This window comes from Acinetobacter bereziniae (genome assembly GCF_016576965.1).
Lineage (GTDB): Bacteria > Pseudomonadota > Gammaproteobacteria > Pseudomonadales > Moraxellaceae > Acinetobacter > Acinetobacter bereziniae.
On sequence record NZ_CP066119.1, the window covers coordinates 3,617,883 to 3,639,643 of the forward strand.

At 36.8% G+C, this 21,761-nt stretch carries 23 protein-coding genes and 1 pseudogene; 6 read left to right on the forward strand and 18 right to left on the reverse strand.

Annotation, left to right across the window (positions count from 1 at the left end):
• Window positions 1-572: 572 nt before the first annotated feature.
• The 7 genes and pseudogenes from I9192_RS16885 to I9192_RS22605 all read right to left on the reverse strand — a co-directional run.
• Window positions 573-1,781, reverse strand: a complete 1,209-nt coding sequence (locus tag I9192_RS16885) for an IS256-like element ISAbe10 family transposase (protein ID WP_100886046.1) — start codon at window positions 1,779-1,781, stop codon at window positions 573-575.
• 317 nt (window positions 1,782-2,098) lie between these two features.
• On the reverse strand, window positions 2,099-2,803 hold the full coding sequence (gene arsH, locus I9192_RS16890; protein ID WP_151751413.1) for an arsenical resistance protein ArsH: 705 nt from the start codon (window positions 2,801-2,803) through the stop codon (window positions 2,099-2,101).
• Between the two features lie 5 nt (window positions 2,804-2,808).
• Window positions 2,809-3,852: an ACR3 family arsenite efflux transporter gene (gene arsB / locus I9192_RS16895; protein ID WP_151751412.1), complete on the reverse strand. Its 1,044-nt coding sequence runs from the start codon at window positions 3,850-3,852 to the stop codon at window positions 2,809-2,811.
• 7 nt (window positions 3,853-3,859) lie between these two features.
• Window positions 3,860-4,333: an arsenate reductase ArsC gene (locus I9192_RS16900; protein WP_151751411.1), complete on the reverse strand. Its 474-nt coding sequence runs from the start codon at window positions 4,331-4,333 to the stop codon at window positions 3,860-3,862.
• A gap of 6 nt (window positions 4,334-4,339) precedes the next feature.
• Window positions 4,340-4,660 (reverse strand): metalloregulator ArsR/SmtB family transcription factor, encoded by a 321-nt coding sequence (locus tag I9192_RS16905; protein ID WP_042090135.1) that lies wholly within the window; start codon window positions 4,658-4,660, stop codon window positions 4,340-4,342.
• A 58-nt stretch (window positions 4,661-4,718) separates the two neighbouring features.
• A complete protein-coding gene (gene arsC / locus I9192_RS16910; RefSeq protein WP_200149951.1) occupies window positions 4,719-5,153 on the reverse strand; it encodes an arsenate reductase (glutaredoxin) in 435 nt (144 codons plus the stop codon).
• 88 nt (window positions 5,154-5,241) lie between these two features.
• A pseudogene (locus I9192_RS22605) lies at window positions 5,242-5,355 on the reverse strand (DUF2513 domain-containing protein); the annotation flags it as partial.
• Between the two features lie 249 nt (window positions 5,356-5,604).
• On the opposite strand from I9192_RS22605, the gene I9192_RS16920 reads away from it, so the two are divergent.
• Complete coding sequence (locus tag I9192_RS16920; protein ID WP_151751410.1) at window positions 5,605-6,168, forward strand: hypothetical protein; 564 nt, start codon at window positions 5,605-5,607, stop codon at window positions 6,166-6,168.
• 115 nt (window positions 6,169-6,283) lie between these two features.
• On the opposite strand, the gene I9192_RS16925 is transcribed toward I9192_RS16920, so the two are convergent.
• The 5 genes from I9192_RS16925 to I9192_RS16945 form a co-directional block, all read right to left on the reverse strand.
• On the reverse strand, window positions 6,284-6,469 hold the full coding sequence (locus I9192_RS16925) for a zf-HC2 domain-containing protein (protein WP_100885831.1): 186 nt from the start codon (window positions 6,467-6,469) through the stop codon (window positions 6,284-6,286).
• Entirely contained in the window at window positions 6,463-7,083 is a 621-nt protein-coding gene (locus I9192_RS16930) for an RNA polymerase factor sigma-70 (protein ID WP_100885832.1), read from the reverse strand. The genes I9192_RS16925 and I9192_RS16930 overlap by 7 nt, the downstream gene beginning before the upstream one ends.
• Window positions 7,080-7,838: an HvfC family RiPP maturation protein gene (locus I9192_RS16935; protein ID WP_100885833.1), complete on the reverse strand. Its 759-nt coding sequence runs from the start codon at window positions 7,836-7,838 to the stop codon at window positions 7,080-7,082. Before I9192_RS16935 ends, I9192_RS16930 begins: the two co-directional genes overlap by 4 nt.
• Window positions 7,789-8,652: an HvfB family MNIO-type RiPP peptide maturase gene (locus I9192_RS16940; RefSeq protein ID WP_151779440.1), complete on the reverse strand. Its 864-nt coding sequence runs from the start codon at window positions 8,650-8,652 to the stop codon at window positions 7,789-7,791. Before I9192_RS16940 ends, I9192_RS16935 begins: the two co-directional genes overlap by 50 nt.
• A gap of 70 nt (window positions 8,653-8,722) precedes the next feature.
• A complete protein-coding gene (locus tag I9192_RS16945; protein WP_100885835.1) occupies window positions 8,723-9,031 on the reverse strand; it encodes an HvfA family oxazolone/thioamide-modified RiPP metallophore in 309 nt (102 codons plus the stop codon).
• A gap of 158 nt (window positions 9,032-9,189) precedes the next feature.
• Here I9192_RS16945 and I9192_RS16950 point away from each other — a divergent pair, with 158 nt between their 5' ends.
• The gene (locus I9192_RS16950; RefSeq protein ID WP_151751408.1) at window positions 9,190-9,795 is read left to right on the forward strand and encodes an HvfX family Cu-binding RiPP maturation protein; all 606 of its coding nucleotides are present in this window, start codon (window positions 9,190-9,192) and stop codon (window positions 9,793-9,795) included.
• A gap of 741 nt (window positions 9,796-10,536) precedes the next feature.
• Window positions 10,537-11,376, forward strand: a complete 840-nt coding sequence (locus I9192_RS16955) for a metal-dependent hydrolase (RefSeq protein ID WP_100885837.1) — start codon at window positions 10,537-10,539, stop codon at window positions 11,374-11,376.
• Window positions 11,377-11,645: 269 nt separating this feature from the next.
• Here the strand turns inward: I9192_RS16955 and I9192_RS22510 are convergent, their stop codons facing one another.
• The 4 genes from I9192_RS22510 to I9192_RS16970 form a co-directional block, all read right to left on the reverse strand.
• Window positions 11,646-12,125 carry a DUF6670 family protein gene (locus I9192_RS22510; protein WP_308464222.1) on the reverse strand — a complete coding sequence of 160 codons (480 nt, stop codon included), beginning with the start codon at window positions 12,123-12,125 and terminating at the stop codon, window positions 11,646-11,648.
• Window positions 12,113-12,742 carry a hypothetical protein gene (locus I9192_RS22400; RefSeq protein WP_227567132.1) on the reverse strand — a complete coding sequence of 210 codons (630 nt, stop codon included), beginning with the start codon at window positions 12,740-12,742 and terminating at the stop codon, window positions 12,113-12,115. Before I9192_RS22400 ends, I9192_RS22510 begins: the two co-directional genes overlap by 13 nt.
• A 173-nt stretch (window positions 12,743-12,915) precedes the next feature.
• On the reverse strand, window positions 12,916-13,365 hold the full coding sequence (locus I9192_RS16965) for a limonene-1,2-epoxide hydrolase family protein (protein WP_100885839.1): 450 nt from the start codon (window positions 13,363-13,365) through the stop codon (window positions 12,916-12,918).
• 19 nt (window positions 13,366-13,384) lie between these two features.
• The gene (locus I9192_RS16970) at window positions 13,385-14,239 is read right to left on the reverse strand and encodes a metal-dependent hydrolase (protein WP_100885840.1); all 855 of its coding nucleotides are present in this window, start codon (window positions 14,237-14,239) and stop codon (window positions 13,385-13,387) included.
• A gap of 195 nt (window positions 14,240-14,434) precedes the next feature.
• Between I9192_RS16970 and I9192_RS16975 the strand changes: the two genes are divergently transcribed.
• The 3 genes from I9192_RS16975 to I9192_RS16985 all read left to right on the forward strand — a co-directional run bounded on the left by I9192_RS16975 (window position 14,435) and on the right by I9192_RS16985 (window position 19,117).
• Window positions 14,435-15,103: a TetR/AcrR family transcriptional regulator gene (locus tag I9192_RS16975; RefSeq protein ID WP_100885841.1), complete on the forward strand. Its 669-nt coding sequence runs from the start codon at window positions 14,435-14,437 to the stop codon at window positions 15,101-15,103.
• Between the two features lie 383 nt (window positions 15,104-15,486).
• On the forward strand, window positions 15,487-17,577 hold the full coding sequence (locus I9192_RS16980) for a TonB-dependent siderophore receptor (protein WP_151751407.1): 2,091 nt from the start codon (window positions 15,487-15,489) through the stop codon (window positions 17,575-17,577).
• Between the two features lie 199 nt (window positions 17,578-17,776).
• A complete protein-coding gene (locus I9192_RS16985) occupies window positions 17,777-19,117 on the forward strand; it encodes a PepSY-associated TM helix domain-containing protein (RefSeq protein WP_100885843.1) in 1,341 nt (446 codons plus the stop codon).
• 40 nt (window positions 19,118-19,157) lie between these two features.
• Here I9192_RS16985 and I9192_RS16990 read toward each other — a convergent pair whose 3' ends face one another.
• On the reverse strand, window positions 19,158-19,613 hold the full coding sequence (locus tag I9192_RS16990; protein WP_100885844.1) for a copper resistance protein NlpE N-terminal domain-containing protein: 456 nt from the start codon (window positions 19,611-19,613) through the stop codon (window positions 19,158-19,160).
• A gap of 37 nt (window positions 19,614-19,650) precedes the next feature.
• Window positions 19,651-21,756, reverse strand: coding sequence for a TonB-dependent receptor (locus I9192_RS16995; RefSeq protein WP_151751406.1), 2,106 nt, complete (start codon window positions 21,754-21,756; stop codon window positions 19,651-19,653).
• Window positions 21,757-21,761: the final 5 nt, after the last annotated feature.

Genomic DNA, 21,761 nt, shown 5'->3' on the forward strand with positions numbered 1-21,761 from the left:
TGAGTAATCAAATTGCTGAGACACTTTTATTACTTCCCCTTTCGAGGAAAGATTTGCAACCTGAGTATAACAGAACCTACAAAGTCAAAAACAATATGAAACAAATCACAACACCCCATTAACATACGGGTTCAAAGATAGATTGGAAAAGCTTAATTCAAGATAAACGGAATGAATGAAACAGAGTCATTGAAACCTTTTTGATCTTTAGTACTTGTGTGGAGGTGATTATGATAATAAGAATAATAGTATTGATAAAGAAGCTTACTGTAGAAATCAATAGATAAGCCCTCATCATCAAGAGAATATTATTGTTCTTTTGCTTTTAGATTTTTACTTGTGAATCTAAAAGCATTTAGCACCTGTTACACGTGTGTCACTCCTGTGTAACATCATATCTTGATAGTACGTTATTCTCAAATGATGTTAGTGATAGTAATTTAGGCATTAAAAAGCCCTAAACTGTTGAAGTTTAAGGCTTAGTTATTCATATAAAGTTATAAGAGTTTATATGATTTTAGATATATGGTGGAGATGGCGTGAGCCTGTAAAAACTTCTGTGTAAATGTCTCTTAAATGAAAGCGTCTAAACGACCTTCAAATTCGATCATAAACCGACTCATAGCAGCACGCCAATCCCGAATTGGCATATTCCACTTTTTTGATGCAGCTTCAATTGCCAAATAGATTACCTTTCTGACCGAGTCATCGGTTGGAAAGAGCTTACGCTTCTTGATTGCCTGCCGAATCACACTATTTAGTGATTCAATTGCATTGGTGGTGTAAATCGCTTTACGAATATCTGCTGGATAAGCAAACAAGGTATTTAGGTTCTGCCAGTGCCCGTACCAAGATTTGCTAATCTGCGGGTATTTATCATCCCATGTGCTCGCAAAGACTTCTAATGCCTGCAAGGCAGACTCTTCAGTAACAGCTTGATAAATACGCTTCAAGTCACTGGTGACGGCTTTATAGTCCTTCCAACTCACATATTTCAAACTGTTGCGTACCATGTGGATAATACATAGTTGAATGCGTGTTTGTGGGTAGACGGTAGTAATCGCATCAGGAAAGCCTTTCAAACCATCTACACAGGCAATCAGAATGTCTTGTACACCACGATTCTTTAGTTCTGTTAGAACGGACAGCCAGAATTTGGCACCTTCATTCTCGGCGATCCACATACCTAGCAGTTCTTTGTGACCCTCGAGGTTAACACCCAATGCTAGAAAGACAGCTTTGTTAATAACGCTGTTGTCCTGTCTGACCTTCACCACAATGCAATCAAGGTACACGATGGGGTAAATGTTATCGAGTGGGCGATTCTGCCACTCAATCACTTGCTCTTTAACCGCATCTGTCACCTTGGAAATCAAACTAGGAGATACATCTGCATCGTATAGTTCTTTGAATGTACTGACGATTTCACGGGTGGTCATGCCTTTGGCATACAGCGATAGGATTTGGCTATCCATGCTGGTGATTCTGGTTTGGTGTTTCTTCACTAATTGTGGTTCAAATGTACCATCACGATCACGTGGGGTATTCAGCTCAAACTCACCATCACCCGTTAGTAGTTGCTTCTTACTGTAGCCATTACGTGCATTGCCTTTGGCACTAGGCTGGTGACGCTCATGCCCTAAATGCTCAGTGAGTTCTGCATTTAGGGCTGTTTCAACGGTAAGTTTCTTTAGAGCTTTACTGAATTCATTCAGGTCAGAATCTGTTTTTAGGTTTTTGGCAAATTCTTTTGCCAGTGCCATCAATTGACTGTGATCCATTGTGGATGTCTCCATCTATCCCTATTACAGGGTACTAAGATTTGGACATTTACACAGTTTTATTTACAGGCTCGATGGCGTCAGTTGAATTTAATAAATAACCCACTGTTTTATTTAAATTTTATTTTTATACAACTCAAATTTACCCAATTTTGACCCATTAGCTTTTTGTACATTTATTTAACAGGTCAATCAATTTCAAGAACTACTAAAAATTTCCTTATTTAATCTACATTCTGTTATCAGTTTCCGCTTAAGAACCTGATCAAAACATACCTTTACAGTTAAACGGGTATGCAACCCGTTCATAGCTTCATTTAAAGATTACATTGATTCACACGTTTTGATAATTCCTCAGCCGACTCTTTTCGCTCTGAATAACGATCTGTGAGGTACTGACTTTGTCCACGAGTGAGCAAGGTGAACTTATATAGTTCTTCCATTACATCGACAATTCGATCATAGAAGGATGAGGGTTTCATCCTTCCATCTTCTTCAAACTCTAAAAAAGCTTTTGGAATAGATGATTGGTTAGGAATGGTGATCATGCGCATCCAACGGCCTAAAATACGCATCTGGTTTAAGCTGTTAAAGGACTGCGAACCGCCACTAACCTGCATCAATGCCAAAGTTTTTCCTTGCGTTGCTCGAATTGCACCGCCTGCCAATGGTATCCAGTCAATTTGTGATTTAAAAATCGAACTCATTGAGCCATGACGTTCAGGTGAGCACCACACCATCCCTTCTGCCCAAGCGAGTAAATCATGTAACTCTTTCACCTTTGGATGCTCAGTGTCCGCATCTTCAGGTAAGGGCAAACCTTTCGGATGAAAAATTTTTACTTCAGCACCAAACTGCTCCAAGATACGACCTGCTTCCATCACCGCCAATCGGCTGTATGAACGTTCGCGGTTAGAGCCATACAGCAGCAAAATACGTGGTGGATGATCCAGCTCTTTAGCTTGTACTTTTTCTAAAGTAGCTTGATCCAAAAGATTCATATCTACATTCGGAAGAGTCATAGAAATTACACCTCTGCTTTAAAAAACTTTTTTCTGAGCCATAAAGACACGCAAACTAAAGCAATCAATACTGGCACTTCAACCAATGGACCAATCACTGTGGTAAATGCCACAGGTGAAGCTAAACCAAAGGTTGCAATCGCTACAGCCAGCGCTAACTCAAAGTTATTCCCAGCAGCAGTAAACGAAATTGCTGTTGTTTTAGGATAGTCATTCCCCATCCATTTGCTCATAAAGAAGCTAATGAAGAACATCACGATAAAGTAAATCGTCAATGGAATAGCAATACGCAAGACATCTAGTGGCAAGCTCACTACATCGTTCCCTTTGAGGCTAAACATCGCCACAATCGTGAATAATAAAGCCAACAAACTCAGTGGACTGATCTTAGGTAAAAAGACATTTTGATACCAATCAAGACCTTTAGCTTTCACTAGAGTGAATCGTGTAATAAAGCCAAGGAAAAATGGAATTCCCAAATACACTAATACCGCATGGGTAATCGTCCAGAAATCGACATTGATCACTTGCCCTGCAACACCAAAATATGGCGGTAAGAAAGTCAGAAATAACCAAGCATAGGTACTAAAAAACAGAATCTGGAAAATACTATTGAATGCCACCAATGCAGCTACATATTGGTTATCACCACAGGCTAAACCATTCCACACCAAAACCATCGCAATACAGCGAGCTAAACCGATCAAGATCAAGCCTGTCATGTACTCTGGATAGCTATGCAAAAAAATAATGGCTAATGCAAACATCAGTACTGGTGCAATCACCCAGTTCTGTACCAGTGACAAAGTTAAAGTTTTTTTATCTTTAAACACTTGTGGTAGCGCTGCATAATCCACTTTGGCTAACGGTGGATACATCATCAGAATCAAACCAATCGCAATTGGAATATTGACGGAATCCACACTCATTTTATCTAAAGCGACGGAGGCTTGCGGTAAGAACACACCTATCGCAATCCCCAATGCCATGGCGATAAAAATCCATAGAGTGAGGTTACGATCTAGAAAGGATAATCTTTGTTGAGCCATGATGTTCTCATTCAATATGCGAAATTTGATTGATTGCTGCAATCAAATCAGGACGAGTCATATGAGTTGTATTTAATGCCAATAAAGCGTCTAAGCGGCGATTGATATGATCAACAGTAACTTGGAATGCTTTTAATTTTTCTTCTTTCGGCAAATCTAAATGTGAAGGATCACCCAAGCCCCAATGTGCCTTGATCGCTCCACCTAAATAAAGTGGACACGCTTCCTGAGCTGCTGAATCGCAAACAGTAATCACCACGTCAGGTTGATATTTTTCGCAGTCATCAATGGTTTTACTCCACAAACCATCTGTTGAAAGACCTAGATTTTCTAAAGTTTCTAAGGTCAATGGATGTACTTGCCCTGATGGCTTACTACCTGCACTATATGCTTTCCAACCCTCTGGGGCACGACTATTAAACAGCACTTCTGACAGGATGCTACGGCAACTATTTCCAGTACACAAAAAAAGGAATTTCATATTCTGTTACTCACAATAACTATTTATTTGGATATTTTGGGAAGCTTTATTCGCTAAGGTTTGACTGCTTACCAAAAGATTCAGAACGTCATGGCACCACGTTGGTAACTGCGGATTAATGCTGTAATACACCCATTGGCTTTGTCTTCTGTCCTGTAAGAGACCAGAGGAACGCAATAACGCTAAATGCCTTGAAATCTTTGGCTGACTCAGTTGCAACTTTTCAGTCAAATCACAAACACATAATTCTTTATTCTCAGTGACTAAAGTCACGATATTGAGTCGAGTTTCATCTGATAAGCATTTAAAAAAATTAACTTGGTCCATTCTTAATTCCCATTCACTTATTTGGATATACAGATAATCATATATAAAAGTAAAATTTTTAATTCACTCGTTGACCATTTTCATCAATCACTTTTTCACCATCCTCTTTCGTAAAAGCACCCTTCTGAGGTAATGGTAGAATATCTAAAACAACTTCTGAGGGACGGCATAAGCGAATGCCTAATTCAGTAATAACAAATGGTCGATTAATCAATATTGGATGATCAAGCATAAAACCAAGTAACTGCTCATCGCTCAAATCATTACGATCAAGGTCTAAATCCCGATAAGGATCTACATTCTGACGAATGGACTCTCTCACTGTTAATTTTGCGTCCTGAATCAATTTAGCTAATTCGTCATGACTAGGTGGTGTAATGAGATATTCAATCACAATTGGCTCGATCCCTGTATTACGGATCAAAGCCAAAGTATTCCTAGATGTCCCACAAGCTGGGTTGTGATAAATCTTCACATTTGATGAAGTTGTCATCGAATTAAGCTCTTTTGAGATTTTATGATACCTTTATATACGAATTATCATATATATGCAAATCCATATACAACCCTCCCAAAATGCTCTACGTTAACAAACTAGTTAAAGCCAAAACAAGCATGACCTTAATAGATTCAAAAGTTATATCTACGCCTTTTTCTTTAGAAGTCTCTTTAATACGATTCCAAACATTCCGATCTCTAAGCGTATCTAATAATTCATGCCCATCCCAAGTGAGTTTTAGTTATATAGAACTAATCCACTGTCGAGCTAGGTGTTGTTCAATCTGATTTGTTCAACTCATCGACAAGTTTCACTATTGCCTGAATAGATAATGCAGGAAGATACAAACAGTTAACTATGGATAAAGCTTTGAAAAAATAAATTAAATCAATTTATTCCACATACGGGGTATTATGTTAATTTTAGGAAAGTAAAAAAAACAAACATGAATCATGAAAAAAATTCAGTATTTTTATACTATTTAGACCTTACCGCGCCTTTTTATTATTTTTATCTTATTCCAGTTGCAATTGCACTAGTTGTTGTTAGTTTTGATTTTTCATTTTATGGCATATTCCCAACTACAATTACATCCACGCTTTCGAGTCAACATAAGTTTCTAAATGACTTTTTTGCACTATGTAATTTCTTAGTGATTGGGCTTATCTTTGTGAACTACTTAAGATACCCACTTCGTGCCCCACATGTAAGACAAATACGTGAGGATTATGCAAGGTTAAATCAAAACCAACAATCTATCAATGGTTGGCTTGGTATTATATTTTTCTGCTTTATTTTATGCATTATCAATCTAGTTTGGTTTTTAATTGATGACGAAGCTCTTCCATCATACAGAGAATGGCGTAGAGGCGATACACTCACTTACTTACGTCATTTTGCTCATCCTTATATTTCTACTTTTGCCATCAGTTTTCAATATGTCATCATTGTGTTCTTAGTATTAATGTTTACTAACATACTGAATAATCGAAAATATAGATCAGACTAAAAGACCATAATTTTCTATCTATTAACTATATAAAAAAAATCTAATTAATAGTTCTTTTACATTGCTCACATCAACTTGGCCTGAGGACTTTGTTTTTGGAAACAGCAGACACGAGCTACTTACCCTCATCAAAATTTTTAAACTCTTTGGAAAGGTAACTGAGTGTTTTAACTTGTTTTCCATAGCGGCGGCATGAACGGCAAAGCAATAAATGAACTTGTAAATTGCCCTGCTCTCGAAATTGAAGTGTTCGATCTAATCTTTCAGATAATAGCTGGGTGGCTTGGCGACAGGTTAACATGAGCAATCATCCTTCAATAACCATTTGTTTTCTAAACATTCGCGTAATCTTGTCCGACTTCTATACATGAGCACATTTAAATTAGTCACAGTCAGTCCTAGCTTTTCACAAATTTCATCAGAACTTAGTTCAATCATTTCTCTAAGCATGAAAACTTGTGCATATTTGGCTGGTAAATGATTCAAACAGGCATCAAAAATAATCCAAAAATCTTGTTGCTCCAATATTTCTTCTGGACTGGGCCATACCTGAGGTGCTTCATATTTATTCCAATGCCCAGAAGCATCAAATAATGCATCTATACTTTGTTCACTGTCCTCATCATTAAACAATTCACTCATCGTCATTAAACGAGATTTTTGCCGAATTAAATCAAAAATCTTGTTTTTTAAAATCGCAAAAACCCACGTTTTAAAAGCTGCTCGGCCAGTAAAAGAATCAATATGTTGAAATGCGCTCATTAATGCTTCTTGAACAGCATCTTCAGCCTGCTGTAATGATGACAGTTGTAGAATTGCGAATTTCAGCATTTGTTGTCGTAACTCTATTACAAAAGCTGGATTTTGTAGTTGTTGTAATATTTCTTGATACGCATTTTCAGGCTCTACGCTCATCCATTTTCCTCATCATTTGTATGGGGTAGATCTAACAATTTCAATCGAATTAATAGTACTTTTAACTCATCGATCTGGGTTTGAATCTGAACGCTAGAAAAAAGAGGAAACGTCGCTTTTATTAAACTTCTAATATCTTGTTCAACTAACTCTTGTTGATTGAGTTGTTCAATCACCACAGCGAATAAAACAGATAAGCTTTCTACGCAGATATTATCTTGATCATTTCGCCAAACCAATATAACACTAGGCATAGGCTCAACTTCAGCAATCATCGTGCTTGATGACCATTGATAGACTGGATATTGATAAACGAGCACCCAGACTTGAGTATTTAACTGCCATTCACTCTGCTGAGTAAGGAGTTTTTTTTCAATTTGAACTGTATCTAAATAGAGTTCAAGCCATTCAAAATGTAATAGCTCAGCTAACCAGGGGTATTCGTGTAAGCTGAGATGCTGACAATCTGTCAGATACTCTCTAAATTGTAGGGAAATATCATTATAAAACGGTGATTCACATTGCGCTTGTTGGAAAAACTCAGTTAATAACTTTTGCCACTGTATCGTAGGCAATATTGCACGAGTAATGGGATAGACCAAGTCAATAAAAGAACAAACATTATTAAAAAGTAAATCTCGATAAATCTGCATTCGTTCCGCAGGGAAAGCTTTTGGTAACTCAGATTGAGGAAAGCGAATCCAATTACAAAACTGCTGCTGTGTAGCTTGGAAAGATATTTGCTCTGTTTTCATCACCGCCCTCCTGCTGCTGAATTGTTTTAATTCTCGTCATTTCATCTTGTAACTCTTGCCATGATGGAATATTAAAATCACGCTCAATTAATGTTGGTTTTACACCACATACTTGATAAGTATATTGTAATAATTGCCAGACAGAATCGCATACTTCAGCACCATGCGTATCAATCAATAGATTTTGTTCAACTTGTTCATGCCCAGCAATATGTATATAACGAATCCGCTCTTTTGGCATTGCTCGAATAAAGGCATACCCATCACTGCCGTGGTTTATACTGTTTACATAGACGTTATTCACATCGAGTAATAACTCGCAGTCTGCCTGCTGAAGCACTTCAGATACAAAATCGGCCTCACTCATTTCAGCATTTGGCATCAAATAGGTTGAGACATTTTCGATCACCAGCCTTTTACCTAAAATATCTTGGACACGTAAAATACGTTCGGCTACATATTTAACTGCCCCCTCAGTCATTGGAATTGGCATCAAGTCGTATAAGTAGCCACGATCATGGGTATAACTTAAATGCTCGGAATAAATCGGGATATGATAATCTTCTAAAAACCCTTTAATTTTTTGAATAAACTCTAAATTGAGTGGATGTGGTCCACCAATGGATAAAGACAGCCCATGACAGATTAAAGGTGCTTTTTCCACACACCGAGCTAATAACTTTGCATGCCGACCACCAAAACCTATCCAATTTTCAGGCGCGATTTCAATAAAGTCTGGCACTTTTTTAGCACCTAAAAACTCATCAATAAAATCCCTTCTTAGCCCAAGCCCTACACCAGCCAAATTAACCATGGTGATACTCCAAATTTGGAAATGATGCCGTCTATGTGATTCATAGCGACATCATTCTTTAACTGATTGACTATTTACTACCACACTTGCCATCAGCAACTTTTTTATCAGCACCACATTTCGCATCCGTTGCTTTCTTCGTTGCACCACATTTACCATCTGCTGCCTTTTTATCAGCACCACATTTTGCTTCAGCTGCTTTTTGTGATTTCGTCATTTTGTTCGATCCACACTTGGCTTCACCACATTTTGCATCACTGGCTTTCTTCGCATGGGTTTCTGTCGAATGCGTTGTTGGGGCTGCTGATACTTGAGTTACACCAGCAACAGATAAAGCTAGCAGTGCTGCGACTGATGTGATTGAGTTGAGTTTGTTCATTGTTCTATTCCTTTAAGATAATTTACCGTGTTGTACTCAGGTACATATAGTTAGACGACTTAAACTGCCATTTATTACAGTCCAAATTAAAAATTGTGTAAGAAACACAGTTATCACCCGACTAATTACTATTCAATCGCAGTCGGTGTGAAATTATCGTGAACAATTTTATTTATGCTTTATCAAAAAAATACCAAATATTTTGTAGTCTCATAAAACATGGTGATGGTATCGCAGCACTTACATTAAGACTTTATTTAGTCCCTATATTCTGGATGGCAGGTACAAACAAACTTGCGCATTTTCAACAAACCGTGGAATGGTTTGGTAATACAGATTGGGGCTTAGGTTTACCATTCCCGATGTTGTTAGCAACCCTTGCGACTTCTGCTGAAATTATTGGAGCAATTCTATTAGCCTTTGGTTTCTTGACCCGGTTAATTAGCATTCCACTCATTATCACCATGCTTGTTGCCATTGTTACGGTACATTTACCAAATGGATGGCAAGCAATAGCTGATCCCAATGCTCCATTTGCTAGTGCTCAAGTCCTAGCTTCAACTGAAAAGTTAGAAAAGGCGCGTCAAATCTTAGAGACGCATGGAAATTATGATTGGTTAACCTCAAGTGGATCATTTGTCATATTAAATAATGGTATTGAATTTGCTGTAACTTATTTAGTCATGCTATTAGCATTAATTGTGCTGGGCGGTGGGCGCTATCTAAGTTTTGATTACTGGATAAAGCATTTTTTCTTAAAATGAAATGAATGAGGGAATAAAGTTTATTCCCTTATATCTCTCACCAGTAACTATTAAAGCAACTTGGATTACGCTTTAAACCAAAATCAGAAAGATACACTCATAGTCAAAGGTCTTACGACGATGCCTTATAGCTCTTAAATAATGATCTTTAGCATAACTGTTTAAACGGGGGGTTTCAGCTTGCAAACCAAGCTAAATCTGCTTGTCATCAAACCAATTTACGAAATGCCTTTAAAATTATGTTCTTCAAATGAAACTGCTCTATAGCCATTGGTTACATCCAACCATAGTTCAACAATTTTACGTGCATGATTCGTAAGAGTGAAAGTTTGCCCAACGTAAATACAGAATAACTAAACAAAGTATATGATTTAGCTGTCCAGTCGATATTCCAAAACTAAATTAACAATCGCATAAGTAAAAAGATGAGTAAGAAAAATCGTACTGTAATATGTAAAAGACTCTACATGTCTCATGCCAATTTCAGAAAATGACAATATTCATTAAAAGTCTCTAAAAAAATTTATGCAAAATATCACATCAAATATAAGGAATATATAAAAATATAACTAATGCTGGAAATTATGACAATACTTATTGTCAAAAATATATTGACAAATACATCCCTTATATTTTACAAAAGAACCATTCAGTACTTTTAAAAAATATTCATTATGTCCGATTTACGACATTAATAGTTCCTAAGGCACATCGTTTCCGTTTAATGGAGTAATATTTACCATGCCTACTACAATTAACGCTATACAAAAAGTTAAATCCTCTTTTCCTGTTCGAAATATTAAGTTTAATTTTGATCCTTCTACACGTTATTGGTTTGATAAAGATCCTCTTTATAGTCATTTTTTAAATACATTATCAGCAATAACAGCACAAGGAGAATTATTTTTAATAAGAATGCTTCGTACGCTTAGAGAACGTATTAATGACCCAGTATTACAAGCTGATATCAGTGCTTTTATCGGACAAGAAGCCATGCATGCAAAAGAACATACTGCATATCATCGTTACGCAGATCAAAATGGAATTGATATTGAAACTTTTGAGCAGCAATTAATTCAAATATATACTCTGCTAGATAGAACTTTACCGTTAATGGATCGTATCGCAATCGGATGCGCAATTGAACATTGTAATGGAACATTTGGTGCAGAGTTATTACGTAATGATGCGTGGAATCAGAAGATGGTTGGTCCTCTACGTGATTTATGGCTTTGGCATGCGGTTGAAGAGAATGAACATAAAGCAGTGTTTTTTGATGCCTATCATGCTGCAGGCGGTGGATATACAAGACGAATTGTATGGATGATCCTTGGATGTAGTATTTTTGCAGGATTAATGACCTATGGAACCGCCCGACTTTTAATTGCAGATAAGAAGTTTCTATCAAAAAAACATTTGCAATCTATCAGTCAAATCATTCACCCGAGAACAGGGCTATTTAATATTTCCGTCCTTAAAGAATTTCTCGATTATATTCGTCCGTCATTTCATCCATTTGACTATGATACAAAACAACTAGAACAACGCTGGCAAAAAGAGTTAAATCTTAAAGTTCAATAAAGGTAGATTTGTAAAGAGTATTCCAAGAATGAATGCTCTTCTATACAAGATCGTTTGATATCAATTAAAATTTTTAAAGTAATTAAAGACAATACAAACATCCTAAGGTCTTGAGTAATGATAGTGGGTCTATTTTTACATTTATTTTAAAAAATAGCCCACACATGGTCTCCAAATATTTTATAAAGTATTGATATTATTCAATTTACAATCTAAACCGACTACTGCGACCATTTTTAATATCTCATCTTGAGCAAAAGCAAAATCGATTATCGTCTATCAATATATTCTAAATACCCCCTACCACTAACTTTTTGGTCACAAAACTCGCCTTGCCACTGATAAGCAGAAACAAATCCAGCCGCTAAACCATAACAATATTCGGTATCAACATTTGCTTTAATATCTAAAATTTTCTTATCGTTATGATATGCACTCCATGCAAAACTTTTTGGAACATCCATCAAAAAACCATCAGGCGTAATTTCAGACTTATGCTGTAATTCCATTACCTCAAAATGAGCTTCGCCATTATATTGTATTGATGTACCATCAACATGACGATAATAAACAGATGTTATGATAGGCTGATCTTGATAACAAACAAAAACTAATAAAAGCTGTTGTTTTTCATCAATATTAATTACTTGGTAACTAAAAATCTTTACTGGTAGCTGAATATTATCAACTAACCAAGTATTCCTTAATAAGGATGTAGAAACTGCTTTCCATGACTCTAACGTACATATTCCGTCAACATTTTTTTAATACCTTGTTGTGTAATACATCCCTTATAACGCATAAGCGTACTGAAATGCTTATAAAGTTCACTATGTGCAAACCAAGTAATTGCTTGAGTTGGTTCAAGTGTTAATTCAACTTTTAAATCATCACGGTCTGTTTCTAATAAATAATTGTTCCCATGTTGAGTCAAAGATGTGTGATTTTTAAATTGAACTGCAAAGGGTTTTCTTTGAAACGTTAAATCACGTTTAATCGAATACGTTTGATAAGCATCATCAGAAGTTGATAAAGCGGTTCCATGTACCAACGATGCCGTATCCCCTTTTCCATCCTGAGATATTTTGTACTCTGAATCCGTTATAGCAAAACCAATATAACCGATTACGGATGCCCACGATAAATACCTTAATGGTTCAGGCAAGTCAGGTACCATAATTCCATAATGTGTACTACCAAAACGTTTGTAATACACATGCGGACTAAGTTCAAATTCCCTTGGTAATAAAACCTGCTTTTCAGGTTTTACAACTCCGATTAAAGCCCCTGCCGTTTGAGCAATCTTTTGATTAATCTTATCTTTGATTTTTCCTGATGACATTTTACTTGATAAGAGAACTTTCATCGAACAACTCAACTCTTTTCTTTTTCAAGTTCCATTTTAGAACTTATCAAATAAGATAAAATATCATTTCGGGACTTTGTTCGCAAAAACACTATCAGCCAAATACACTGCTTATTCTTAACCTTAATGATACACAATTCCCAAAAGTCAAAATTTCAAAATATTTTAGAAATCTATATCTTGGGACGCAAACCAGTTATTCCTATCCCGAAAACTCCTCTAAGCAACCCCTTACTAAAATTTAACCAATCAAAATAATCACGCCATAAAATTATTTTTCCATTCTCCACTTTAAATGTGCCACATACCCAAAATCCAATATGCAATGGTCCAATTTCTACAATATCTGTACGCTCGGTGAGTACAATATTTCCTTTTGCTACGATTTGATGATTTTTAACTTGTAACTTTCTTGAGCTACTGAGCGCAAGTTTGATTAAACCAGCAACCCGTTTTCCACCTCTAAAAGTCGGTAAAGAAACATTTGTATAAAGCACATCTGAATGAAGGAGTTCACTAATCACATTATGATCTTGTTCAACCAAAGCAGTCAGAAATCGTTCTACAACTTCTTCTGATTGTGCTTGAATATAAGTTGCATCAATATTAGATGTGGTTTTCATTTATGTATTTCCCTAAGATTTAAATTTTTAGATCCAAACGTTGCTGCCAGAGTTTTTCTAAAGCCTTGGTATCATGATCAAAAGGATGAAAATCAGGTCGATAATAATCTAGAAAATCTTTAACGGTTTGTAAGGTTAATAATCCTCGATGACCGACTCCCTCTTTGAGGAACTGTGCTATACCTTTCAGTGAAAGCATTCGATCTGCTTTAAGCAATCGTCGTGTGTTATTTGCAATTAAGAAAGTTAAAATACTGCCTGCGAAGGTCATATAAAAAATACGTGATACATATCCCCCGCCTGAGGCGACATAAGCATCAAAGAATACCGCTTTATGTTCATTTTCTTCAACTGCATGCCAAAGCCATAGTTCAGCAACTGGACCAACTAAACGATTATTCCAATGATCATTGCGTAAAAGTTCAGCCCCTAAGGTTGCGGTAATATGTTCAATCGCACACCCAATTGACATGATATGCATACTCGGCAATATTTTTTGCATTATGGCGTACAAGGTTTTAACTTCATTCTGTAATTTATCGATATTAATTTGCTGTTCATCAGCATAACGATTGAATGCCAAATGCTCTTTAGCATGCATGGCTTCTTGTCCGATAAAAGCACTGATTTCTGCTTGAAGTAGAGGATCATCAATTTTGTCACGAATATTTCTCAAAGCTTCTATTAGCATCAATTCCCCCTGAGGAAAAATAGCGGACATTGCATTCATCAAATGGGTGAAATAAGCATCATTATCAAACCAATAACGCTTTGAACTGGTGAAATCAAAACTTAAGCGTCTAACAGGGAAAGAAGCTTTCAAACGATGTGCTGTAGAAGATTGATTAATTTTAATAGCTTCTAAGGTAGACATATTATTTCCAATTTACAAAAGTACCCATTGGTTCTTTTGTAAATTACTTTGCATTCTTAGTCAATCAATATTTTCCATCCAATTGAAACTTGTATATTTATTTTTCAATTGAAGATTTTTTAAACAAAACAATCTTGAGCAATAAACGGGTTAATGATAGCTTTGCTAAGATTAAAAATTTGTAGAAGATTTAGTGTGGAAAAACTTTCTGGTGCTTACGGTACTCAAGCTGCAGGTTTACCCAGAGGCCGTACCAGCCTGTTAACCGAAGAAACACGAGAAAAGCAACGTCGACGTATAGTTAAAGCAGCAATTAGTGTATTCGCTGAAAAGGGGTTTGCTGCCACAACGATTGCTGATATTGTTAAAACAGCACGAGTATCTAAACAGGCATTTTATGAAATATTTGAAAATAAAGAAGATTGTTTTCTCGCCGCTGATGATTTAGGTCGAAAAGCCTTGTATGAACAAGTGCTTACGGATATCAAAGCTCAGGGGAGCAACGGCGATCAATGGATCAGGTCTGCTTTACGTGCCTATTTACAACTGTGTGTTAGTGAACAGGACTTCACTAAGGCATGGGCAATTGAATTCCCTAAAGCTGGGAGTCGATGTTTAGAGCAACGCAATTTATTTTTTTCAGAATTAGGACAAAGACTTAAATTAATTCATAGTGCTATAAAGATCAAACAACCTGAATTGTGGGTAGCTGTTCCTGATTTATTTTATGACGCGGCGATTGGCGGAGCTTATGAAATTATTTTTCGTTATATCTGTCAAAATAAATTTGAAGATCTGTTAAATATTGAAGATGATTTAGTTGATTTTATAAAATTCTCGATCGGTTATAAACAAAACATATAAATAATATCAAAATTATTGATGAATTAATTGTAAAGTATGACTAGTAAAATTACATCATTATTACTTTCTATATTTTTGGTAAAAATTACGGCAAATATTACGGTGTAGAAGGCGTTTGGACGCTTTGAGCTATTGCTATCGTACTCAGTGAATTACTCTATCCACTTATTGTTAAATTTTCTGAATTTAAACATAGAACTAAGCATATCACCTTACTTAAGTATTTTTAATTGAAAGTGAATTTTCGCTCTTTTAAAAATATGTGATTGGGAGTGCTTAGAATAATTAAGCACCTCCAATCTTCTGAAATATTTAAGAAATAAAATGCAAAATCAAATTTATTGTAATAATATAACATTACACTTGCTTTGTATGTTCTTACTATGCTTTCAAAATTTTATCTAATTTCTTCATGTTCATTACTCTCAAACTTAGTCTGGGCACAAACATCTGATCCAACGAGTTCCCTTCCCACAATTGTCATACAAGCACAAAATACAGATCAAAATGTCTTAACAACATCTGCATCAACTAAATTTACCCATGATGTACTTGATACCCCTTCCAGTCGAAGCTTTCTTTCTCAGGAAGCTTTAAAACAGCAGGATGTACAACGTATAGATGATGCCTTAAACCAAGTAAGTGGCGTATTTAGCCAAACCAATTATGGTGGCGGCTTCTGGGATAATTTCTCATTCCGTGGATTTAGTACTGACCCGAATATCGGGCCGCAAATTATTCGTAATGGATTAAGTGTAAATCGCGGTCTCAGTGCGTCTCGGGATATGGTCAATATTGAATCTCTAGAGTTTCTAAAAGGCCCAATGGCTGCGCTATATGGACGTGGAGAAACAGGTGGTTTACTCAATATCAATACTAAAAAGCCAGCATGGGAATCATCTAATGAAATCAATTTACGAGCGAATAGTCTAGAAAAATATCGTGCTAGCTTTGAGCATACCGCCCCTATTAACGACCAATTAGCATATCGTTTTGCTATTGCACATGAAGATAATCAGAGTTTTCGGGACTATGTGAGTAATTCACGCTGGTTTTTTTCTCCGCAATTAAGCTGGAAGTTATCCGATCGAACTCAATTGGACTTAGACACAGAATTCACTCGCGTAGAAGGATTATTTGATCGAGGTATTAGTGCTTATCAGAAACAAATTGTGATGAATCCAAAAACCTATACAGGTGAACCAAGTGATGGAGATCATTTACAAACTGATAATTTTTATCAAATTCGACTCACGCATGAGTTAAATGACGATTGGAAGGTCAAAAGTGCTGTAAGTGTGAAAGATAGTTTGTTAAAAGGTTTTTCAAGTGAACCTCGTCGTATACAAAGCGATGCTCGTACTTTAGAACGGCAGCGACGTTATCGAGATAATAAAAGTGATGATGTGTTATTCCAAACAGAAATGTTAGGCACGATCCAGCAAGACTGGGCGAAACATGAAATATTGTTGAGTGCAGAAACAGGACAAATGAAATATCGCCAATTGCAACTACGCCGTAATCACAGTTCAGATAGCCCCAACATCATTGATATTTACCAACCTACCTATGGAAAATATTTACCAAACCTTCCCCTATTTATTGACACTGAGGATCGACAAAAATACTTCGCCTTCAATGTCCAAGATCAGATATTTTTAAATGATCAATGGAGTGTTTTACTTGGTCTACGCTTTGATCATGTCACACAAGAGTTTGTGAATAAGATTGCCACGACCTCAAATCAAAAAGACTTACAACAAACTAGTCCACGTTTTGGTTTGAACTATCGTTTGAATGATGCATGGTCAGTCTATGCCAATTATGGCCAATCATTTGCAATTAATAGTGGGATGGATCGCAATAATCAAACCTTTGACCCAGAAAAAGGTCAAAGTTATGAGATCGGCAGTAAATACCAACTCAACCCACAAAGTCTGATCAGTATTGCATTATTTAAAATGGATAAGGAAAATGTGCTCACAACAGACCCAATAGATAACAACTTCCAGATAACGGCGGGAGAGGTCTCTAGCCAAGGGATAGAGCTAGATGTCGAAACACAACTGAATGACCAGTTATCGCTCCGTGCCAACTATAGTTACACAGATGCTCAAATTGAGAAGGATCAAACGCTTGCTGAAGGTTCCCGCTTAAGCAACGTTCCCAAACATAGCGGTTCAATCAGTACAAACTATGAATGGACGTTATCAAACAACTCAAATGTAGGCGTTGGGGCAACAGCTGTTTATGTTGGGAAACGTAGCGGTCATAGCGCCGATAACGGATTCAATCTTCCTGAATATACATTAATTAATTTAAATGCTTACTATGCGCCAAGAGAGCAAATACGTTATCAGTTCAACCTGCATAACCTTCTCGACAAAACTTATTACACGGCGAGTTATAGTGAAATGTGGATACAGCCTGGTGAACCATTGAATGCATCATTGACAGTGCAATGGAAATTTTAAAATGTTTGAATGAATGCGTTAAGGCTAGCTAAGCTGATATAGCCTTAACCATTAAACTTATGAAAGTGTAAACATATTGTCAGCATCGAATATAACCGCCAACCTTATAATACGCATTAACATTACCCTATCGTGCTATATGTTCTAAACAGTTATAATTTCATTACCCCCTATCGCTCATCATTAACTTCTGATTGCCATGCCCCAACAACCCTCTTATTGGCAAAATCTATTCCGCTTAGTCCATATTTATGCAGGAATATTTGTTGCGCCATTTATTTTTATTGCTGCTTTTACTGGCTTACTGTATGTCAGTACTCCGCAATTAGAGCAATATCTTTATAAGGAGCAGTTGTATATACACAGTGAAACTCGCCCTCAACAACAACTGAGTCTGCAAGTTCTTGCAGCTCAGTCAAAGATGGCAGAATCAGCAAGAATTACTGAGGTACGTCCAGCACCTGCATCGGATCAAACCACTCGGGTTATTTATTCAGATCCAGAAAATAAACTGAATAACCAAGCAGTTTTTGTGAATCCGTATACATTAAAGGTTATGGGGCAACTACCTGTTTATGGTACGAGCGGTGTACTTCCCTTAAGAACGCTAATCGATCAACTCCATAGCAATTTACTACTGGGTGACGTTGGAAGATTCTATAGTGAGCTTGCAGCAAGTTGGTTAGCTATTCTCAGTCTATCTGGACTTTATCATTGGTATAAACGTAGAAAATATTTTAATCAGAGCAAGACCGTCCGAAATGAAGTTTTAAAATGGCATAGCTCAATTGGAATAGTCTTGCTCCCATTATTACTCATTGTTGCGATTACAGGACTAACTTGGTCTAAATGGACAGGAGAAAATATCCGCATACTTCGCCAAGCCTTGAGTTGGCAAACACCAGTTCTCGTTAGCTCTCTTTCGGCTACTCATTCGATTGATAGTCATGCACGTCATCATACCGATATGGGTCAAATGGGTCATCAGCCGCTTATAAAAGCAGAAGATTTTGATCAAGTGCTACAGGTTGCCAGACAAAATGGTATTCGCGGTGCTGAACTTCAAATAAAACCACCGACAACGATGAATACAACATGGACAGTTTCTGAAATACGTCGTCGTTGGCCTACAGAAGCAGATAGTATCGCTATTGATCTTAGAAATAATAAGGTTATTGATCATTTACACTTTAAAGATTTTCCAATCGCAGCAAAACTCACACGCTGGGGTGTTGATGCGCATATTGGTGTTTTATTCGGCTGGATCAATCAAGTGATCCTAATGATTTATGCACTTGCTCTATGCTTTCTTATTCTTATGGCTTTCTGGCTGTGGAGCCGTACATTTAATTTAAAACAGACAACATCCAATTTTGTAAAGCAGAGCTTACAACTTTGGCGAAATGGCAACATAAAACAGAGGTTTCTTCTTCTTCTGTCTCTGGTTATCCTTCTAATTTGTTTGCCAACCTTAGCAATCAGCATAGCCGTGGCTATTGCTTTCATCATGCTTAAACAGTACCAATCCAGATTGATATAATTGGTTGGCTAGGCACTAAAAATAGTGCCTAGCCAACCAATTAAGCAATTTTATCGAGTTGGAAATCTTCAAAGAACTGATAAGGTAAACCCGTCTTAGTCTCTAAAACTTCAACATAACTATGACCTAAAATTAGCTGATTTCGCTCTTTCACACTTTGTAATTGGATTTTTACTTTCCCATTATCTAAGAAACTAAAATTTCCTGAATACAGCTCATGTTTATTATGATCGCTATTACTTGTCCGCTCTAACCGAAAAGTCTGATCTGCATAAATTTTTAAATCTACAGTCATCCCATTACATTCATCACAAAAAGTAACGCAACCAGCACAAGGAAGTGTTCCCTTATAATGACCTACCCATTTTTGAAGTTGGACATCTAAAGGTTTTTTTACTTCTGAACTGGCTTTCTCATTATTTGTAGCTGGATCATGTTGGTCACAACCCATCATTAAGCTAGCAAAAATAAAAGAACTCAATAATCTTTTCTTCATCACTGTTCAACTTAATCTATTTAATTTCGCATAAAAATCAGAAAGACCAATCAAAGCGTAAGGTCGCTTTCAATGGTTCGCCAGGCTGTACCCAGTAGTTGGTATAACTTGCGACGTAGTAATCTTGATCAAATAGATTATCAATATTAAGTTGCACACGCAGGTCTGGTCGTAGCTGTACATAGCCACCAATATTAACAACAGTAAATTCAGGCAAAGTTGTTCCATTATCAATATAGTTCGCACTACGCTGTCCATAATAGTTAATATTTCCGACTAATCCAGCCTTACGTCCAAAAACGTTCAGTTGATAATCAGCACTGAGATTTGCTGTATGTTTAGGAATATTTTTAAGGCGCGCACCTTTATCTTCAACTTCACTTTCTACAATTGCCGCATCTGTATAAGTATAGTTAGCATTAAGACGAAGATTATCAGTGAACTGATGTTGTAACTCCAACTCAACACCTCGGCTTTGTACCTGACCACTATCTACATAGCTATCAGTAATGCCTTCAGTGAGTAGGTGATGTTTTTGCATATCAAAATACGTTAGACCGAACCAACTTTGTGGTAAAAACTTATATTTACCACCCACTTCCCAGCTTTCTGTTTTCTCTGGTTCATACAGTTCATTGTCCTTATTCAACCCTGTATTCAGTTCAAATGCCTTCCCCCAGTTGCTGTAAAAAGACAACTGCTCAGTGGGCTGATAATTTATCCCTGCACGTGGTGTAAATGGTGTGAAAGCTTGTTTTGATGTCTTTCCTGTTCGGTGATCCTCAATTTGTTGTTCCAGACGATTAAAACGACCGCCTACCAGTACATTCCATTGATCATTCAAGAAAATTTGATCTTGAATGTTAAACCCAAACATATCTTGAGTTTCTTTTGTATCTTTGGTGATTCGGGTTAATGGCAAAATATTTTGACCGCACACGGGATTATAAATATCAATTTGACTCGAAACCCCAACAGCACTCCGACGTTGCAGTTGATCAATCGTATAATGACCCGCTTCAACATTTGTAACCAGTTCATGTCTGATTGCACCAGTATCAAATTTACCTCTTAAGATTGACTGAAAGTTTGTTGTGCCTGTCTCAAATTGACGGGAGCGACGGAAGCGATTTGCCGTTCTTCCATCTGATGCAATAGACGAAATTTCAGTTGATGTGCCTACGCGTTCACCATGACTATAAGTGATTGCCGTTGTATTGTTCCAATCATCATTGAATTCATGGTTTAAACGTAGTTGATACATTTGATCTTTGATTTCAATATCACCATCGCTTGGCTCACCTAAAAAGGTTTTCTTATTAACTGGGAATTTCCCATTGACCATCGGTACGCCACGATCAAAAACACCTTTAGACTCTGAAAATTCAGTATCAAGATTAAACTGGGTTTGCTCAGAAATTTTCCATGCTAATTGTGGTGCAATGTAATAATGCTGATTATCAATATGATCACGGAAGCTTTGATTATTTTCATAGGCAAGCCCAAGTCGATAAGCCAAATCCTGATTAATCGCGCCTGTAGTATCCAAGGCTGCCCTATACTCTTCAAAAGTACTTCCACTCAGACTTAAATTACTTTTTTTCTGCCATTCAGGTTGTTTAGTGGTGATATTCATAATTCCACCAATTGCTCCCTGACCATACATCGCAGCCATCGGACCTTTTAAAAAATCAATCGCTTGAATGTTCACCATATCTCGCGCGGTATGGATACCACTCACAGAGCTCAAACCATTACGCATGTAAATCGTACCCATATTCGGATCGGTACTAAATCCGCGAAATGAGTAATTGTCCCAAAAACCTCCGCCATAACTATCTTGATAAACCACACCATTTACAAACGACAGTGCATCACTAATACGTTGAACATTATAGTTTTGAATATCTTTTTCTGAGACATGGGATTTTGTAAAAGGTACATCCAATAAATCATGATTAAACTGAGTAATCGCCTGTGAGGAGGTATACCTCTCATCTTGTTTCTCAGCAGTAACCGTAATCGTTGGTAACCGCTCTGTGGTTTCTTCTACACTCAATTGCTTTTCAGATGCAACAGCATGTGTTGAACACTGAATGATAAAAATACTCCACGCTAGTGGATGAAATAAAAATTTAGACATATACG

Coding starts and splice junctions, on each gene's coding strand:
- I9192_RS16965 (WP_100885839.1), bottom strand. CDS start 13,365: ATGAAAACCACATCTAATATTGATGCAACTTATATTCAAGCACAATCA.
- I9192_RS16885 (WP_100886046.1), bottom strand. CDS start 1,781: ATGGATCACAGTCAATTGATGGCACTGGCAAAAGAATTTGCCAAAAAC.
- I9192_RS16945 (WP_100885835.1), bottom strand. CDS start 9,031: ATGAACAAACTCAACTCAATCACATCAGTCGCAGCACTGCTAGCTTTA.
- I9192_RS16920 (WP_151751410.1), top strand. CDS start 5,605: ATGAATCATGAAAAAAATTCAGTATTTTTATACTATTTAGACCTTACC.
- I9192_RS16955 (WP_100885837.1), top strand. CDS start 10,537: ATGCCTACTACAATTAACGCTATACAAAAAGTTAAATCCTCTTTTCCT.
- arsB (WP_151751412.1), bottom strand. CDS start 3,852: ATGGCTCAACAAAGATTATCCTTTCTAGATCGTAACCTCACTCTATGG.
- I9192_RS16980 (WP_151751407.1), top strand. CDS start 15,487: ATGCTTTCAAAATTTTATCTAATTTCTTCATGTTCATTACTCTCAAAC.
- I9192_RS16940 (WP_151779440.1), bottom strand. CDS start 8,652: ATGGTTAATTTGGCTGGTGTAGGGCTTGGGCTAAGAAGGGATTTTATT.
- arsC (WP_200149951.1), bottom strand. CDS start 5,153: ATGACAACTTCATCAAATGTGAAGATTTATCACAACCCAGCTTGTGGG.
- I9192_RS16900 (WP_151751411.1), bottom strand. CDS start 4,333: ATGAAATTCCTTTTTTTGTGTACTGGAAATAGTTGCCGTAGCATCCTG.
- I9192_RS16905 (WP_042090135.1), bottom strand. CDS start 4,660: ATGGACCAAGTTAATTTTTTTAAATGCTTATCAGATGAAACTCGACTC.
- I9192_RS16995 (WP_151751406.1), bottom strand. CDS start 21,756: ATGTCTAAATTTTTATTTCATCCACTAGCGTGGAGTATTTTTATCATT.
- I9192_RS22400 (WP_227567132.1), bottom strand. CDS start 12,742: ATGAAAGTTCTCTTATCAAGTAAAATGTCATCAGGAAAAATCAAAGAT.
- I9192_RS16990 (WP_100885844.1), bottom strand. CDS start 19,613: ATGAAGAAAAGATTATTGAGTTCTTTTATTTTTGCTAGCTTAATGATG.
- I9192_RS16935 (WP_100885833.1), bottom strand. CDS start 7,838: ATGAAAACAGAGCAAATATCTTTCCAAGCTACACAGCAGCAGTTTTGT.
- I9192_RS16925 (WP_100885831.1), bottom strand. CDS start 6,469: ATGTTAACCTGTCGCCAAGCCACCCAGCTATTATCTGAAAGATTAGAT.
- I9192_RS16970 (WP_100885840.1), bottom strand. CDS start 14,239: ATGTCTACCTTAGAAGCTATTAAAATTAATCAATCTTCTACAGCACAT.
- arsH (WP_151751413.1), bottom strand. CDS start 2,803: ATGACTCTTCCGAATGTAGATATGAATCTTTTGGATCAAGCTACTTTA.
- I9192_RS16930 (WP_100885832.1), bottom strand. CDS start 7,083: ATGAGCGTAGAGCCTGAAAATGCGTATCAAGAAATATTACAACAACTA.
- I9192_RS16985 (WP_100885843.1), top strand. CDS start 17,777: ATGCCCCAACAACCCTCTTATTGGCAAAATCTATTCCGCTTAGTCCAT.